The sequence below is a fragment of the Qipengyuania nanhaisediminis genome (assembly GCF_900115585.1).
Classification (GTDB): domain Bacteria; phylum Pseudomonadota; class Alphaproteobacteria; order Sphingomonadales; family Sphingomonadaceae; genus Qipengyuania; species Qipengyuania nanhaisediminis.
The window spans coordinates 453,661-467,513 of sequence record NZ_FOWZ01000001.1 but is presented as its reverse complement, the minus strand read 5'-3'; the positions used below and the strand labels follow the sequence as shown (position 1 = coordinate 467,513).

Annotated in this window: 14 protein-coding genes and 1 tRNA gene; 5 read left to right on the top strand and 10 right to left on the bottom strand. The window is 63.1% G+C overall.

Annotation, left to right across the window (positions count from 1 at the left end; genetic code table 11):
• Positions 1 to 6: 6 nt before the first annotated feature.
• The 5 genes from BM173_RS14885 to BM173_RS02310 all read right to left on the bottom strand — a co-directional run bounded on the left by BM173_RS14885 (position 7) and on the right by BM173_RS02310 (position 4,293).
• A complete protein-coding gene (locus BM173_RS14885; RefSeq protein ID WP_090476941.1) occupies positions 7 to 2,019 on the bottom strand; it encodes a PAS domain-containing protein in 2,013 nt (670 codons plus the stop codon).
• A 104-nt stretch (positions 2,020 to 2,123) separates the two neighbouring features.
• Positions 2,124 to 2,579: a DUF2141 domain-containing protein gene (locus BM173_RS02325; RefSeq protein WP_090476939.1), complete on the bottom strand. Its 456-nt coding sequence runs from the start codon at positions 2,577 to 2,579 to the stop codon at positions 2,124 to 2,126.
• Entirely contained in the window at positions 2,576 to 3,292 is a 717-nt protein-coding gene (locus BM173_RS02320; protein ID WP_090476938.1) for a sterol desaturase family protein, read from the bottom strand. Before BM173_RS02320 ends, BM173_RS02325 begins: the two co-directional genes overlap by 4 nt.
• A 49-nt stretch (positions 3,293 to 3,341) precedes the next feature.
• Positions 3,342 to 3,845, bottom strand: a complete 504-nt coding sequence (locus BM173_RS02315) for an MmcB family DNA repair protein (RefSeq protein WP_090476936.1) — start codon at positions 3,843 to 3,845, stop codon at positions 3,342 to 3,344.
• Positions 3,846 to 3,894: 49 nt separating this feature from the next.
• A complete protein-coding gene (locus tag BM173_RS02310; protein ID WP_090476934.1) occupies positions 3,895 to 4,293 on the bottom strand; it encodes a hypothetical protein in 399 nt (132 codons plus the stop codon).
• Between the two features lie 127 nt (positions 4,294 to 4,420).
• On the opposite strand from BM173_RS02310, the gene BM173_RS02305 reads away from it, so the two are divergent.
• From BM173_RS02305 to BM173_RS02295, 3 genes are all read left to right on the top strand, one after another.
• Positions 4,421 to 4,497: transfer RNA gene (locus BM173_RS02305), tRNA-Arg, on the top strand.
• 87 nt (positions 4,498 to 4,584) lie between these two features.
• On the top strand, positions 4,585 to 5,607 hold the full coding sequence (locus BM173_RS02300) for a diacylglycerol/lipid kinase family protein (protein WP_090476932.1): 1,023 nt from the start codon (positions 4,585 to 4,587) through the stop codon (positions 5,605 to 5,607).
• A complete protein-coding gene (locus BM173_RS02295) occupies positions 5,604 to 6,500 on the top strand; it encodes a hypothetical protein (RefSeq protein WP_090476930.1) in 897 nt (298 codons plus the stop codon). The genes BM173_RS02300 and BM173_RS02295 overlap by 4 nt, the downstream gene beginning before the upstream one ends.
• Here BM173_RS02295 and BM173_RS02290 read toward each other — a convergent pair.
• The 5 genes from BM173_RS02290 to BM173_RS14520 all read right to left on the bottom strand — a co-directional run bounded on the left by BM173_RS02290 (position 6,491) and on the right by BM173_RS14520 (position 11,195).
• Positions 6,491 to 6,985 (bottom strand): DUF2141 domain-containing protein, encoded by a 495-nt coding sequence (locus BM173_RS02290; protein ID WP_090476928.1) that lies wholly within the window; start codon positions 6,983 to 6,985, stop codon positions 6,491 to 6,493. The two genes, BM173_RS02295 and BM173_RS02290, sit on opposite strands and share 10 nt — an antisense overlap.
• A 120-nt stretch (positions 6,986 to 7,105) precedes the next feature.
• On the bottom strand, positions 7,106 to 8,710 hold the full coding sequence (locus tag BM173_RS02285) for an ATP-binding cassette domain-containing protein (protein ID WP_177201778.1): 1,605 nt from the start codon (positions 8,708 to 8,710) through the stop codon (positions 7,106 to 7,108).
• Positions 8,711 to 8,819: 109 nt separating this feature from the next.
• Entirely contained in the window at positions 8,820 to 10,655 is a 1,836-nt protein-coding gene (locus tag BM173_RS02280; protein ID WP_090476924.1) for an asparagine synthetase B family protein, read from the bottom strand.
• A 75-nt stretch (positions 10,656 to 10,730) separates the two neighbouring features.
• A complete protein-coding gene (locus BM173_RS14835) occupies positions 10,731 to 10,865 on the bottom strand; it encodes a hypothetical protein (protein WP_281247520.1) in 135 nt (44 codons plus the stop codon).
• Positions 10,866 to 10,925: 60 nt separating this feature from the next.
• Positions 10,926 to 11,195, bottom strand: a complete 270-nt coding sequence (locus tag BM173_RS14520; RefSeq protein WP_177201776.1) for a PqqD family protein — start codon at positions 11,193 to 11,195, stop codon at positions 10,926 to 10,928.
• Between the two features lie 133 nt (positions 11,196 to 11,328).
• Between BM173_RS14520 and rpe the strand changes: the two genes are divergently transcribed.
• On the top strand, positions 11,329 to 11,991 hold the full coding sequence (gene rpe, locus BM173_RS02270; RefSeq protein ID WP_090476921.1) for a ribulose-phosphate 3-epimerase: 663 nt from the start codon (positions 11,329 to 11,331) through the stop codon (positions 11,989 to 11,991).
• A complete protein-coding gene (locus BM173_RS02265) occupies positions 11,988 to 13,850 on the top strand; it encodes a heparinase II/III family protein (protein WP_090476919.1) in 1,863 nt (620 codons plus the stop codon). The genes rpe and BM173_RS02265 overlap by 4 nt, the downstream gene beginning before the upstream one ends.
• Positions 13,851 to 13,853 lie beyond the last annotated feature (3 nt).

Below are 13,853 nucleotides of genomic sequence, written 5' to 3'. Positions count from 1 at the left end.
GAAGGTTCACTTCGCCAGCAGTTTGCGGGCCGCCTTTTCGAGCAGCACACGATCTTCTTCCAGTTCGCCGACGACGACCAGTTCACCCGTTTCGGTGCGTCGCACCATGACGAGGGCGAATTCGGGGCCTTCCGCGTCGATATCTTCAAGCTGAGCAGGCTCGATCGCGCGCAGCTTCTTCGCCAGCGTTTCGCGGATGCCCGTGCCATCGTCTTCGACCGGCTTGCCCTGTTCTTCCTTGCGGGCACGGCGCTCTGCCTGGACGACGCCCTTAAGGCCGCCCTCTGCCTCGCGCAGGAATTCGGCCAGATGGCCGCGTTCGATGCCGACACGGTGCGCATGGGTCAGCACGGCTGCATATTCGGTCAGGCGCGTCTTGTCGTAATCGGCGCCAAATACCAGCTTCACGATCGGCGTCATCGGCGCGCGATCCTGCACGGTCAGGCCGTTGTCGGCGATGATCTCGCCAAAGTCCTCGGGCGAGTTCTGCGCCTCGAGGCTGAAATCGTAGGCAAGGCCGACCGCTGCATAAAGTGCCTTGCGGCTGCGGTCTTCGGTGCTCTGCGCGGCCTGCGCCAGCTCACGTGCCGCAGCCAGGCAATCATACAGGCCTTCGGGCGCGACCTCTTCGGCAGCTGCGATGACGGCAGCGTCTTCCGCAGCTTCCACCACAATCGGGTCATCATCGGTCCGAACGGGTAGTTCCTCGACATCCCCGCCCGCAACGGAGGCTGGCGCTTCCTCGATCGCCCCCTCGAGGTCGAGCTGTGCGACGCTGTCGTCAGTGTCGACATGCTCGACCGATTCAGCCGCCGTTTCTTCCGCTAATTCGGGCGCTTCGAACGGTTGATGTGCCGCGATCTCGAAGGGTTCGGCCGGTTCTTCCGGCTCATAGGCCTGCGGAATGGGCGACGATTGGGGATCGCTCGCGGCGCTGATCGTGCTGAGGTCGACGGTCTTCTTGTCACGTTCGCCGCGGCTCACCAGCGACATGAGGCTGCTGCCGGCGTTCTCGTCGGCAAGCGGATCCACGACGTCTTCGACGTCTTCGTCTTCAATCTCTTCGTCGTCCCAGTCCGGCAGCCCGTAGTCGGCCGCAGTCTTCATGCCGCTATCGAAATCGCCGTCGTCCATGTCGGCATCTTCGCTACCCGGATCGGGCGCAAGGCTGCCGAGCGGGTTGCCCAGGGCATCGACGCCGCGTTCCTTGCGAGCCGGCAGGTCCTCCGTGCCGGTGTCGCCGAAGCTCGGAGCCGGCAGCGCCTCTTCGATATCCTCTTCGACGACTTCGGCGGTGCCGAGATCGAAAACATCGTCTTCCTGGTCCCAGTCGTCATCGTCCTCGGCGGACAGGTTCTCAGCCGGCTGCGTCAGGTCGAGGACATCGTCGATATCGCTGTCGTCACTCTCTTCGAGATCGTCTTCGCCAGCCAGCGCCTGGTCGATCTGTAGAAGCAATTCGTCGGCAGTCTTGGCGTCGGCCAATTCCTTCCAGTTGATCACACCGAAGATGAAGTCGATGCTTTCGTTATTGCTGGAATACGGAAGCAGGATGCCGCGATACAGGATCGTCACGCCGCGCTGGTTGACGAATTCCGCTTCGAAACCGATCGGCGCCTCGTTGGCGATGATCTGCATGTAGTGATCGGTAATCCGGCTCAGCAGCGAGCGTGGCGACACATCTTCGAGATGCGTCAATTCGCCATCGACGTCGCATTCCTGGCGCAATTCGTCTCCGACGAAGCGCACAGCCGGGTTCTCAACCCCGCTCGTGAAATCGAGCAGCACCGAATAAGGACCGAAATCGTCGAGCAATTCCGGTTCGAGATCTTCGATATCGGGATAATTGGCATCGCCGAGCAGGCTGGCCCAGTGATTGTAGGCGCGCACCTGCATGCGGCGCTCGTCCTGGCCGACCGGCGAGGGCGGCGGATCGAGATCGACGCCGTCCTCCTCGACGAAATCGTCGAGATGGTCCTGTGCGTCCTGCGCGTCAAATGCGCCGCCAAACCTGTCCATCGCTTAAAAGCCCCCGAATGCGAGTTACGGTATTCGAGACAGGCTATGAGGCAGGTGTAGTAAAAATAGGGTTAAGGTTAATGCCGGTTAGGCTGCGCGCACCATCACAGCAGATAGCGCATCTTGATCGTAAGCTCGCGGTCGCTCGTTCCCATGTCGAATGCGGCGTCGCGAAACTTCGGCGGACCCATGCGAACCGGCGCATCGCGCGAAAAACCGAAGCCTTCCTTCGGCATCATGCCCAGGACACGGTCGGCCTTGCCGTTGGAGTTTTCGTCATGGAGCAGAGCGATTGCATAGCGGCCGGGCTTCACTCCATCGAATGTGAAAGTCACTCCGCTCTCGCGAGCGTTCACACTCGTAGCGTGGATGCTGGCGGTATCCTTGCAATCGGGAAAATCGCTTTGTGCAGTCGTCATGCAGGCGCGCAGGAGGCCCTTGTCGTTGCGCAGGTCGGTGACCTTCACCGTAATGCGTACGCCGGTATCCTTCGCGGGCGGCGGCGCGCCCGCGCTCAGCGCCAGTGCGCATAGCGGCAGCACGGCGAACCGGGCTTTCATACGCGTTCGCTCAGACCGCGATCGGTCTTGCACAGCCGGTCCCAGAACCGGAAGTAGAGGCCGTAATTGCATCGATACTCTTCATGATGACGCTGGTGATGACTGGCGGTTATAAGCCAGCCTCCCAACCGGGAATGAACGAGGCGGCGGGGAAACATCTCCCACCCCATGTGATTGGTGACGCCCATGATCGTCATCACGGCCAAGACGAGGCCAAGCATCGCGATATGGATCGGGATGACGAAGACGAGCGCGGGAATGACGACGGCACCGGTGAGCGCTTCCCACGGATGGAAGCTCATGGCTGCCCATGCGGTGGGAGGGCGGCTGGCGTGATGCACCGCGTGCATGGCGCGGAACAGGCGCGGACGATGCATCCACCGATGCGTCCAGTAAAACCAGGTGTCGTGCAGCGCGAGATAGGCCAGCGGCGCGATGGGCAGATACCAAAGGGGCATTGCGTCCCACTGCGTATAGATTTGCGTCCAACCGCGTTCCTGCCAGCCCCAGGCGACTATCCCCGCCGGAATGCCATAGATCGCCGCCGACACCAGCGACCACGAGATTTCGCGCCGTATCTGCGGTCCGAGCCGGTCGTGGTAGCCCGGACGCCGGAAACGCGTCGCGAGCGCGAATACCCCGCTCGACGCGAAGTATCGCGCGGCGATGATCGCCGTCATGGCCAAGGCCGAAAAGAAAATCGCGTCCCACATGATCCCGCGCGCATTATGCCGCAGGATGCATTAAAAAAAAGCCGAGAACTTACTCTGCGTTGCCCCAGGGCGCACAGTGTGGATCGCTGGCAACGGTCATGCGCCGCATTGCGGCCCGGGCGAGACGCTCCACCTCGACCTTGCGGCGGGCGGCTGCCAGCGGCTGGAGCGGGGCCGGCCGGACGATTTCACCGTCATAGCCATCGGCAAGGATGATGCCGCAGCAATCCGGGCGATAGTCATCCCCCTCGAGCACGGACCGGTCGAGCCCGGGCGGCAGGCCCCAGTAGAAGCGGTCGCAAAAATCGAGATAATCGGGCCACTTGCCATCGCCGAGCAGGTCGCCGCGCTGGACCTTGATCTCTACGATCACCACGCGGCCCTTGTTGTCGAGCCCCATGAGGTCGGCCCTGCGTCCATTGCGCAACGGCACTTCGGGGATCAGCCAGACATCGTTCCTTGCAAAGAGCCGGGCGATGCCGCGTGCCACGTCGACAGCAGTTTCGGAGCCTGTAGCGCGCTCGGCAGATTCGATGACGGGGGAATCACTCATACCCCCGAAATGGAACAGAATGGGAACGCGGTCAAGCGCGAGGGAGTGCTCAGCAATCGGGAGCGAGGGCGATGATCGCATCGCGCGAGGCATGGAATTCCCGCCACAGGGTGAGCGCTGCGCTGGTGGTGTCCCGGCCGCCGGCGCTTAGGGCCAACAGCGCGCGCAGGCCTGGCTGCATTACTGCTGCAAGGTCGTCCACGCCCCGAAGGACCATGTCGTACTGGTAGCCCCCTTTGGCAGCCGCTCGGCGGGGCAGGCCGGTCACGGCTTCGCTTTCTTCGGGGCGGCCAAGCTGGGCGAGCACGCCGATAGCCGCGGCGGCCTCGTGCACCGCTTCCCATTGTGCCGCCAAATTGGCGTGGTCGCGCGCAGTGGGCGCACGTCGATCCAGCGGCGGAAGCATGGTCGCGTTCGAAAGGTCGAATTCATGGCTGAGCGCGTTCATGGACACGATGTGTAAGGCGGCGGCGATTGCCAAATCGCTAACGCCCCGCGCTGGCGGGGAGGAAATTTCTCTGGCAGGGCGCCAGCGGCCTTGCTAAGCGCCCGCTTCGCCCAGGCGGCAAGGCCAGGCACCCGTAGCTCAGCTGGATAGAGCGCTGCCCTCCGAAGGCAGAGGCCACAGGTTCGAATCCTGTCGGGTGCGCCACTTGCTTCGGGCGTTTCTCCCACCCTCGCATTGCAGGCCGGACAGCGCTGCACTATCGAGAGGGTTCCTCTTCCACGGCGAACCGCAATGGAGCGCACCATTCACAACCATCGGACAGCGCCTGAGGCAGGGACGCGAACGCCCGGCAGTGAGCCGCCGTTCGTGGCCGCCAAGCCGCGCATAGCGATGGTCCATAACCCCCGCTCGCATCGCAACAAGGGCAGGCAGGCGGAGAATGTGGAAGGCGTCGACATCACTGTCGTCCAGCCGCGGACGAAGGACGAGTTGTCGGAGGCGCTGGCGCAGCTCCGCGACGACGGTGTCGAATTTCTGATCATCAATGGCGGCGACGGCACAATCCGCGATGTGCTGACCATGGGCCAGCTCGTGTTCGGCGAGAATTGGCCGACACTAGCCGTCCTGCCACGCGGCAAGACCAACGCGCTCAATGTCGATTTGGGCGCTCCGTCGGACTGGAGCCTTTCGGCGGCAGTCGAAGCGCTTCGTTCGGGCAAGCGGGTGCAGCGGCGCGCCCTCACCGTCGCCGGCGAAGGCAGCGACGAACTCCCGATGCTCGGTTTCATCTTCGGCGCGGGCGCATTCACGCTCGGGATCGAGGCCGGGCAGGATGCGCACCGGATCGGGTTTTTCGATTCCCTTGCGGTAGGGGCAACTGCCGCCTGGGGCGTGTTGCAGGTTCTCTTCGGTAGCAATGCGAACCGGTGGCGCCGCGGTACTGCAATGGAGCTTGCCTACGAGCCATCGGGCGAAGCGATGGCGCATTCAACGCATGGCGATCCCGGACGCAGGCATATCATGTTGGCCACCACGCTTCAGCGAATGCCGATGGGCATCCAGTTGTTCGCAAAGGACCAGGCGCCGATCCGGCTCGCGATCCTCGATCGGCCACGGAGGCGTATTTTCGCTTCGCTCCCGGCCATCCTTTCAGGTTGGCATCCCGCCTGGCTTTCTTCGGCCGGCCTCCATCAGATCAGTGCGGAAGCTTTTTCGATCGAGCTCGAGGCGCCGTTCATTCTCGATGGCGAGCACTTTCCGGCAGGCCGATACCATATCGGCCAGGGCCCCGAACTGACCTTCGTGACCGCGTGACCGGAACGCTGGGCCAGCGCATCGAAACCTCGCTCGATGCCGGGGTCCGCGATGAAGTGTCCGCCTATGCGGCCATGCTCGCCGAAGAGGCGGGTGCGCGCGCCGTGCTGTTCTACGGCTCCAACCTGCGCACAGGATCGCTCGAAGGCGTGCTGGATTTCTATGTCCTGCTTCCAGGTTCGCAGGCAGAGCGAATCTGGCCGCGCGTCAGCTACCGCGAATGGGTGCATGGCGGAGCGGTGTTGCGCGCCAAGATCGCGACCATGTCGCTCGAACAGTTCGCCTCGGCCGCCAGCGGCCAGAGCCGTGACACCACGATCTGGACCCGCTTCGTCCAGCCGAGTGCGCTGGTATTTGCCGGGGACCAAGATGCGCGCGGCGAGGTTCTGGATGCCATCGAGGCAGCGGCGAAGACGGCCGCACGTTTTGCGGCCGCGCTGGGACCGCAGGAAGGCAGGGCGGAAGATTTCTGGCGTGCACTTTTCCAGGCAACCTACCGGGCAGAGTTCCGCGTCGAAAAGCCGGGCCGCGAGGATTCAATCCTGTCGGTAAATGAAGCGCATTTCGATGGGCTGTTGCCTCTTGCATGGTCAGCGCAGGGCATCGCCTTCGAACGCAATGCAGAGTTGTTGAAGCCGAACTTGCCGGATCGGGAGAAAACGGAAATCCTGCGGCAGTGGCGAAAGCGGGAGCGGCTGGGCAAAGCCCTCAATATCCTGCGCCTTGCCAAGGCCACAACCACCTTCGACGGAGCGGCACGCTATGGTGCGTGGAAACTCGAACGCCACACCGGCATAGCGCTTGAAGTGACGCCGTTTCGCGAGAAGCACCCGCTCCTGGCAATGCCGGGCGCGGCATGGGAATTGTGGCGCGCAAGGCGCAATCAGCGATAACGCATCCGGATCGAGATCGATTCCACACCCTGGCCGACCGTGAAGGCGACCTTCTTGTAGCTGGGTTTGCCCAGATTGAAGATGTTGAGGCTGGGATTGTTCGACATCGCGCCGCCATCGGCGAAGATATCGGTCTTGCCATTGCCATTGATATCGTGACGCACGGCGATGCCATAGGTCCCCGGGGTCGCTATCGGCATGCAGAAACGCATCGTGCCCGCCTTGGCGGGGACTTCCATGCGAGTGAGCCATCGTCCTGTCTCAAGCCAGTCCGCTTTGGTGGCGCGGTACGACTGGATGCGCAGGGTGCCCTTGCTTTCCTTGATGTCGGTTACGCTCACCCAGACCCCCGGCTTTCCGCTCTGACAGCGGGCAGGGTCATGTTTAATTTCTTGGCCGTACCCGGCTTGGGCAACGGCAGAAGGGGCGATCGCAGCCAATGCGATCGCGGCAGAGCCTGCGAGGGCAAAAGGTTTGATAGTCATGAAAAGCCCCGTGAATTACTAACTAGGATCGAGAAGGCGGCGCATGCGCATGTCTCGAAGGTTTGGATACTGGATAGCAGAACGCGCTGAATTACGCCTGAATTGCCGCTCTTCGACCTGTTAAGGTGCCACCACTCGGCCACGCTCCAGCCGGATCACCTGGTCGGCAAGCTCGGGCAGGATGCCGCGATGGGCGATCGCGATGACGGTGGTCTTCTTGGTCATTCGGCGCAGCGCCTCGGCGATCGCTTTCTCGCTGGCACTGTCGAGTGCGCTGGTCGCTTCGTCGAGAATGATAAGGTCGGGTGAGCGAAGGAGCGCCCGCGCGAGGGCAATTCTTTGTTTCTCGCCACCCGAAAGCTCTCGTCCTGTGGCCCCGACCGGGCAATCGAGCCCACCGGGAATTTCCCTGACGAACCCTGCGTGCGCGTCCTCCAGCGCGGCCCACATGCAATCATCCGTAGCCTTGGCATCGGCGAACCGTAGATTGTCGCGAATGGTCCCTCCGAAAATCACGGGTTCCTGCTGGACATAGGCCGTCCGGCTGCGCCAGCTGCGCAGCATAGCGCCCTCCAGACATGTCCCATCTATCGCTACGGTGCCGGTATCAGGAGACGTCAGGCCAGAACAGATATCGGCCAGCGTGCTCTTGCCCGAACCGGATGGTCCACAAATCGCCACCAGGCAATTTGCCGGGATTTCCATGTTGATATGTTCGAGTGCACTTTCCCGACCTGCAAATCGCACACCGACATCACGCAAGCTGAGGACGGTTCTGAAATTCGGAGCCGGGGCACTCGCGGCCGTGTCGGTGTGAGCCTGCGAGGCCTCGATGAACCTTCGCGCATTGTCGAAAGCCGGCGCAGCATGTGCCCAGCCTTGCGCGTGGGCCTGCACCTGGCCGACCAGCGGCAGCGCGCGCACGAAAATGGCAGCGAGGGTAAGCACTGTGGGCAGCGGAATGGACAGTTTAGCCACTGCCGCCCAGATTGCGAGCGCCGCCACAATGGCGCCGCCGATTTGCAGGATCGCCTGGGCCAGCGCATTCGACCCGATATAGGCGCGCTCGGTCCGGCGCAGGCTGGAGAATCCATGGTCGAGCAGGCTAGCGTGCTCGCTTTCCTTCTCGAAACTCTTGATGACCCGCAGCCCGCGCATCGTTCTGGAGAGATTTGCGTGGATCGCGTCATGTCTTTCGGAAAGGTCTTCCCCGATCGCGCGCGCCCTTCGCCGGACAGGAGCAAACAGCAGATACGTCAGAAGCGCGCCCGCGGCTGCGACAAGGGCTGCAGGCGGCGAAACGACGAGCGCCGCTGCCAAGAGGGCGGCAAGCGCGAGTGTGAGCCGCACGAGGCTGGCGAGCATTTCCACCGCATAGGCGCAGCGGTTGATATCACTGACAAGAAGGGCCTCGGCTTCGCCCTCGCGCAATCCCGAAAGCCAGCGCCAGCGCGCGCCCAGCATGCCTTGCACGGCCGTCATGCGCAGGCTGTCGACCAGCGCGCGCGAGAGATCCTGTACGCTCAAGGCTCGCCAGACTTCTGCTGCAGCCCGAAGCGCTACGAGCGCTACGAAGAGTGCCAAGAGGACCGGTAGCTTTAGCTCTAGCCCGGTAGGGAGAATGGACGCCTGCCCGGTGGTCGCATCGAGAGAAGCGAGTAGCGGGACGAGCAGGACGAAACCGGCGCCCTCGGATGCGGCTGAAACGAACGATGCGAGGGCCAAGTTGATTGTGCCTCGCCGCATTGCGGGCTGCCTCAATTGCCTGAATGTCTCGCGCAGTGCCATCGTCACGCCTCTATGCTTTGGCGTGCGCGCGGGTCAAAGCCGGCGCTCATAGGTCGTTTCGATTCTCGAGATGGCCGATGAAGCGCGCGGCGAGTATGGCGCGCGGCAATGCCAGTATACGGGGCCAGTCCGTTTCGATGTCGTGGCCGGGATGTTCCGGCCACTCGTCGATCAGAGTTAGCAGCCTTTCTATGTCGAGGATTTCGCCCAGGAAGGGGTGTGTCCTCGCAATCTCGAGGACGTGCCGCATTTCCTCGCGCTCGGTCGTCATTCGTGCATGCCAGTCGATATTGTGAAGGCCATGCTTGCGGTTCGTGCGGATCGCTTCGGGAAGCCTGCCAATGCCCATGAGGCGAGCGAGCCGCCGCTCTTCGCCATCCCACGCGAAGGCCCTGGCAGGGAGGGAGAGGCAGAACTCGATCAGCGGGCGATAGGCCGTAACGTCGCGTTTGCGCACGCCATAGAGCTGCTCGAATGCCAGATCGACATCGAAGGCTGGACCATCTGCGTCCCGCAATTCGCGCTCGACCGCCTCCTCGCGGCTGCGATCGAAAGTGAGGTCGCTCCATGCCGAGCTGGTTCCCCTCATCTCCGCTCTCGCAGCTTGTCGCTTGCGCGCATCGCCCGATAGCGGCGTGAGCAAGGCGACCATGTCCGCGCGCCCGGGATGTACCAGGGTGCGAAGCGCGCGCCGGATAGGCCGGGGTAAACGGGGCAGGACGGTCAGCGCCATGAACTTTCGCGACAAGCTGCGGCTGTCGCCGGGACGGTTCTTCAGCAGCCGCACCAATTGTCCCAGTTTCCCGGGCGCTGCATATTCGCAATAGGCATAGCGACCATCGTCGCTGATCGTCGGATTTCCCATGTCCGCTGTCAGCAGGCTGTCGCATCCCAACTCGCGCGCCTTGCGATACACTCCGTGATACATCCCGACATTCGCGAGGCCGGGGGCGAAAACCTCCGAAGCGGCGAACACGTCTCTCGCACCACGATCTGGAGGGCCGATGTCGTTATCGGCTACGTGCCAATCGATTTGTGGGTACTGAGCGACCAGCGTTCTGGCCAATTCGCTTTCGTCCCCCATGGTGCCTTCAGTCGCGGTTCCATCCCAACGGGTATCCGGCACGAAGGTAATTGCCGCCAAACGTCGATCTTTCGGCAAGGCTTGCAAAAGCGACGTGGCAACCAGAGGAGAATCGAGGCCGCCGGACAATGTGACCGCGGGCTTACTTGCCCATTCCCAGGCCTTGCTCGCAGCCTCGTCCAGTAGCTCGCGCGCCCGCTCGACGGCGGCATGTTCATCGTAAGTTTCTTCGCTGACAGGCGGAGGCAGGCAGTACCAGCGGCGAGTGCGATGCTCCGCCGTCGCGACAGTTACAGTGGCGCCAAGCGGCACCATGCGGATGCCCTTGTACCACGCCTCTTCCTCGTCCGACCGCCAATCGTAGGCGAGCTCGTCGACCATTCTTTCGAAGTCCGGTTCCCGAGGAGCGTTTGCCGCGAACAGGGCGCGCAAAAGGGGCGATGCAACGCAGCGTTCCGCTGTTGCATGGTAGTAGATGGGCGGCGCACTCCAAGGCGAGCGAGACAGGCGAAGTGCGCCGTCGGGAAGCCGTGAAATCGCGGCATAACAGCCGATAATCAGCTCATCCGCCTGCTCGCCTAATTCTTGCAGTGCCGCAGAATACAGGACGGCCGGATTTTCGGGCGCGACTGAAAGCTGCTCCGCTAGCTCTCGGGCGTTGTCGATCCAGCCGGAGAAAGCCGTGTCGACGCCATGCGCATTGCCGATCGAATCTCGCGCCGATGCGGCGAGAAACAGGCTGTCCTTTCGAAGGGTTTGCGGCGTGGCCCTATCGTAGAGCGAAACTGCATCCAGCACCGATCTTGTGTGGGGAGGTCGTGCCCCGGACCAATCGACAATTCCAGCGATCATGCCGATCGTGCGGACTTGTCGTCAGGAACGCTTGTTTCCGGCAGCTTGCGCAAAAGGAACGGGCGGGCCAGCGATGTCGCGGATCGTGCCGAGGCGCACCAGTTCCGGACGCTGCCACGGGGCCTTGCCGGTTTTGTCGTCATTCTTTCGGGTCATGCTGGTGGGCCTTTCGATGCCGATCATAACATTCCATTGCCGCGGGTCAAAAGCCCGATTTCAATTGATTTCCTCGACCAGCCGTACGTCGGCCAGCGCTTTCACCAGCCCGGCCGCGTCCCGCTCTATCGCCTGTGCCGTCGCATCGAAAGAGGGCGCGAGAGCCTCTGCAATCGCCTTTGTATCGCGCCTCCCGTCGATAGCATCCCAGATTGCGCGGGCGGTACCGCTCAGCGAAAACAACTCACCACCATCGAGATCGATCAGCAGGATCTCGTCTCCGACCTCGGTCGCGATGAAATTCCCTGTAAGCTTTCGGATGGCGGGCATGCTCGCGACCTTATCGGGAAAACGCACCGGTTCCACCCCGTATCGTGGAAAAGCGTGGGCGCGCGGCTTGTGGGGTGGTGGCTCGCGCGCGTAGGCGAAAGGCAGGCTCATCGCGAACCGCCGGAAAGCGCCCATGACTGCCCCGTTGATTTCCCCCTCCATTCTGTCCGCCGATTTTGCCCGGCTGGGCGAGGAAGTGCGTGCAGTCGACGAAGCTGGTGCCGACTGGATCCATATCGATGTGATGGACGGGCACTACGTCCCCAACATCACCATCGGTCCGGCCGTCGTGAAAGCGCTGCGCCCCCACTCGGACAAGCCGTTCGACGTCCATTTAATGATCGCTCCGATCGACCCTTACCTTGAAGCATTCGCAGATGCGGGCGCGGATATCATCACGGTCCATCCCGAGGCGGGTCCGCATATCCACCGCACGCTGCAAGCCATCAAGGGCCTGGGCAAGAAGGCGGGCGTGGTCCTCAATCCGGGTACGAGCGTCGATGCGCTCGACTATCTGCTTGAAGACGTCGACCTGGTCCTGGTGATGAGCGTCAATCCCGGCTTCGGCGGACAGAGTTTCATTCACTCCCAGCTGCGCAAGATCGAGGCAATCCGCAAACGGATCGACGCGCTTGGCAAGGATATCCGCCTTGAAGTGGATGGCGGTGTCGATCCCACTACTGCGCCCCTCTGCGTCGATGCAGGGGCGGACGTGCTGGTGGCTGGGTCTGCCACCTTCAGGGGTGGGCCGGACAAATACGCATCCAATATCGCAGCCCTGAAGGGGCTTGGATGATGGAAGGGCATGCCGACCTGCTGAGCGTTGCGCGCGAAGATGCGTCGGACGAAGAGCAGGTCGCGCTGCCCCTCGGCGATACGCCCGAACCACTCGTCACGCCGGCGCCGGTGAATGAACCGGAAGCGGAAATCGAACCGGCACGGGCGCTCGTGCTTGCGGACTTCCAGCCGCCTCGCAGCGGCCCGCTCCATTCTGCAATGCGGCTGGCGTACAAGCTCGGGGTGCCCGGGCAGATCCTGTCCTCTCCCCTGCGCAAGCCTGCCAAGCCCCGCCTCCTTGGAACGGTGCAAAGCCCGCTTGAAGGCAATCGGACGGCTGGTGTCGCCCTGCGGGCCGGGCAGTTTTTCGCAGGTGGGCTGAAGCATCCGCTTGCCAAGGTCGACTATCGTTCGCCGTCGAAGATGACGCCGCCGTTCGTTCGCGCGGTGCATGGCTTCACCTGGATGCGTGATCTCGCGTCCAGCGCTCCGCGTGCGCAATGTGCTGGCACGGCGGGCGACATGTTTGCTGCCTGGCTCAAGGCGAACCCGCAGCCGGGGAAGGGTCCTGCCTGGACTGTCGAGCTTGCCGGCATCCGGCTGCTCAACTGGCTGGTCCATGCGCCGATCGTGCTGACCGGCGAGGGTGAGAAGCACAAACCCAGGTTCCTCGAGGCGCTCGAGGCCACGGCTCGCTGGCTCGATCGCAATGTGACGCGTGAAGACGACCGTCTGGCGCAGGCGTCCGGCTGGTCGGGAATGCTCGCTGCGGGTCTGCTCCTGCCCGATGGCAAGGCACGGAAACTCTACGCGGAAGCAGGGCTGCTGCGTACTTTGGGCGAGATGGTCAGCGACGACGGAGGTGTCCTCTCGCGTTGTCCTTCGGCGCAGGCCGATGCGATCGCCCTGCTTGTCGAAGTCCGTGCCTGCTATGCTGCCGTCGGCGAAGAAGCGCCTGCGGCCCTCGACACGATGCTGGCTCTGCTTGTTCCTGCCTTGCTCGGTGTGCGCATGGGCGATCGCGGTCTTGGCAGTTGGCAGGGCGGCGCGGCCATGAGCGAGAGCGATCTCGACGCTCTCGTTACTGCGAGCGGCGTTCGGACCCGCCCTTTGGCAGAAGCCGGACAGTGGGGCTTCCAGAGGGTGAAGGCCAAGGAGGCGGTGCTGGTATTGGACGCTGCCCCGCCGCCAAAGCCTCGCCATGCGCGCCATGCATGTGCATCGACGCTGGCGTTCGAATTCTCGCACGGGCCGCAGCGCATCATCGTCAATTGCGGCGGGGCGGCGTTGGCGGGCGCATTGGTCCCGGCGCGGATCGAACAGGGATTGCGGGGCACTTCGGCCCATTCGACCATGGTATTGGACGATGCCAACTCCACTGCGATCCTCTTGCACGGCCAGATCGGCAAGGGTGTCGAAGAGGTCGATTTCACGCGCGAGACCCTGTCGCAGGGCAAGAAGTCGGGCACCAGGCTGGAGGCTGCGCACAATGGCTACGCCGCGCGCTTCGGCCTCGTCCACCGCCGCATCCTGATCCTGTCGGACGAGGGCGAGGAATTGCGCGGCGAGGACGTCCTCGAACCGTCGGGCCGCAAGGGCAAGCGCGGCAAGATCGGTTATGCCATGCGCTTCCATCTCGGACGCGGGATAGAGGCCAAGCCGACAGAGGACGGGCGCGGCGTGCATCTCGTCATGCCCGATGCAAGCTACTGGCAATTCCGCCTCGGTGGCGATAGCGGCGAGGCCGGCTGCAGCGTCGAGGATTCGCTGTGGGTCGATGGCCACGGACGTCCGCATGCAACGAAGCAGATCGTAGTCGAAGGGCTGACCGCCCGCAGCGGGGGACGCTTCCCCTGGCTGCTCAAACGAATGGGGTAATTC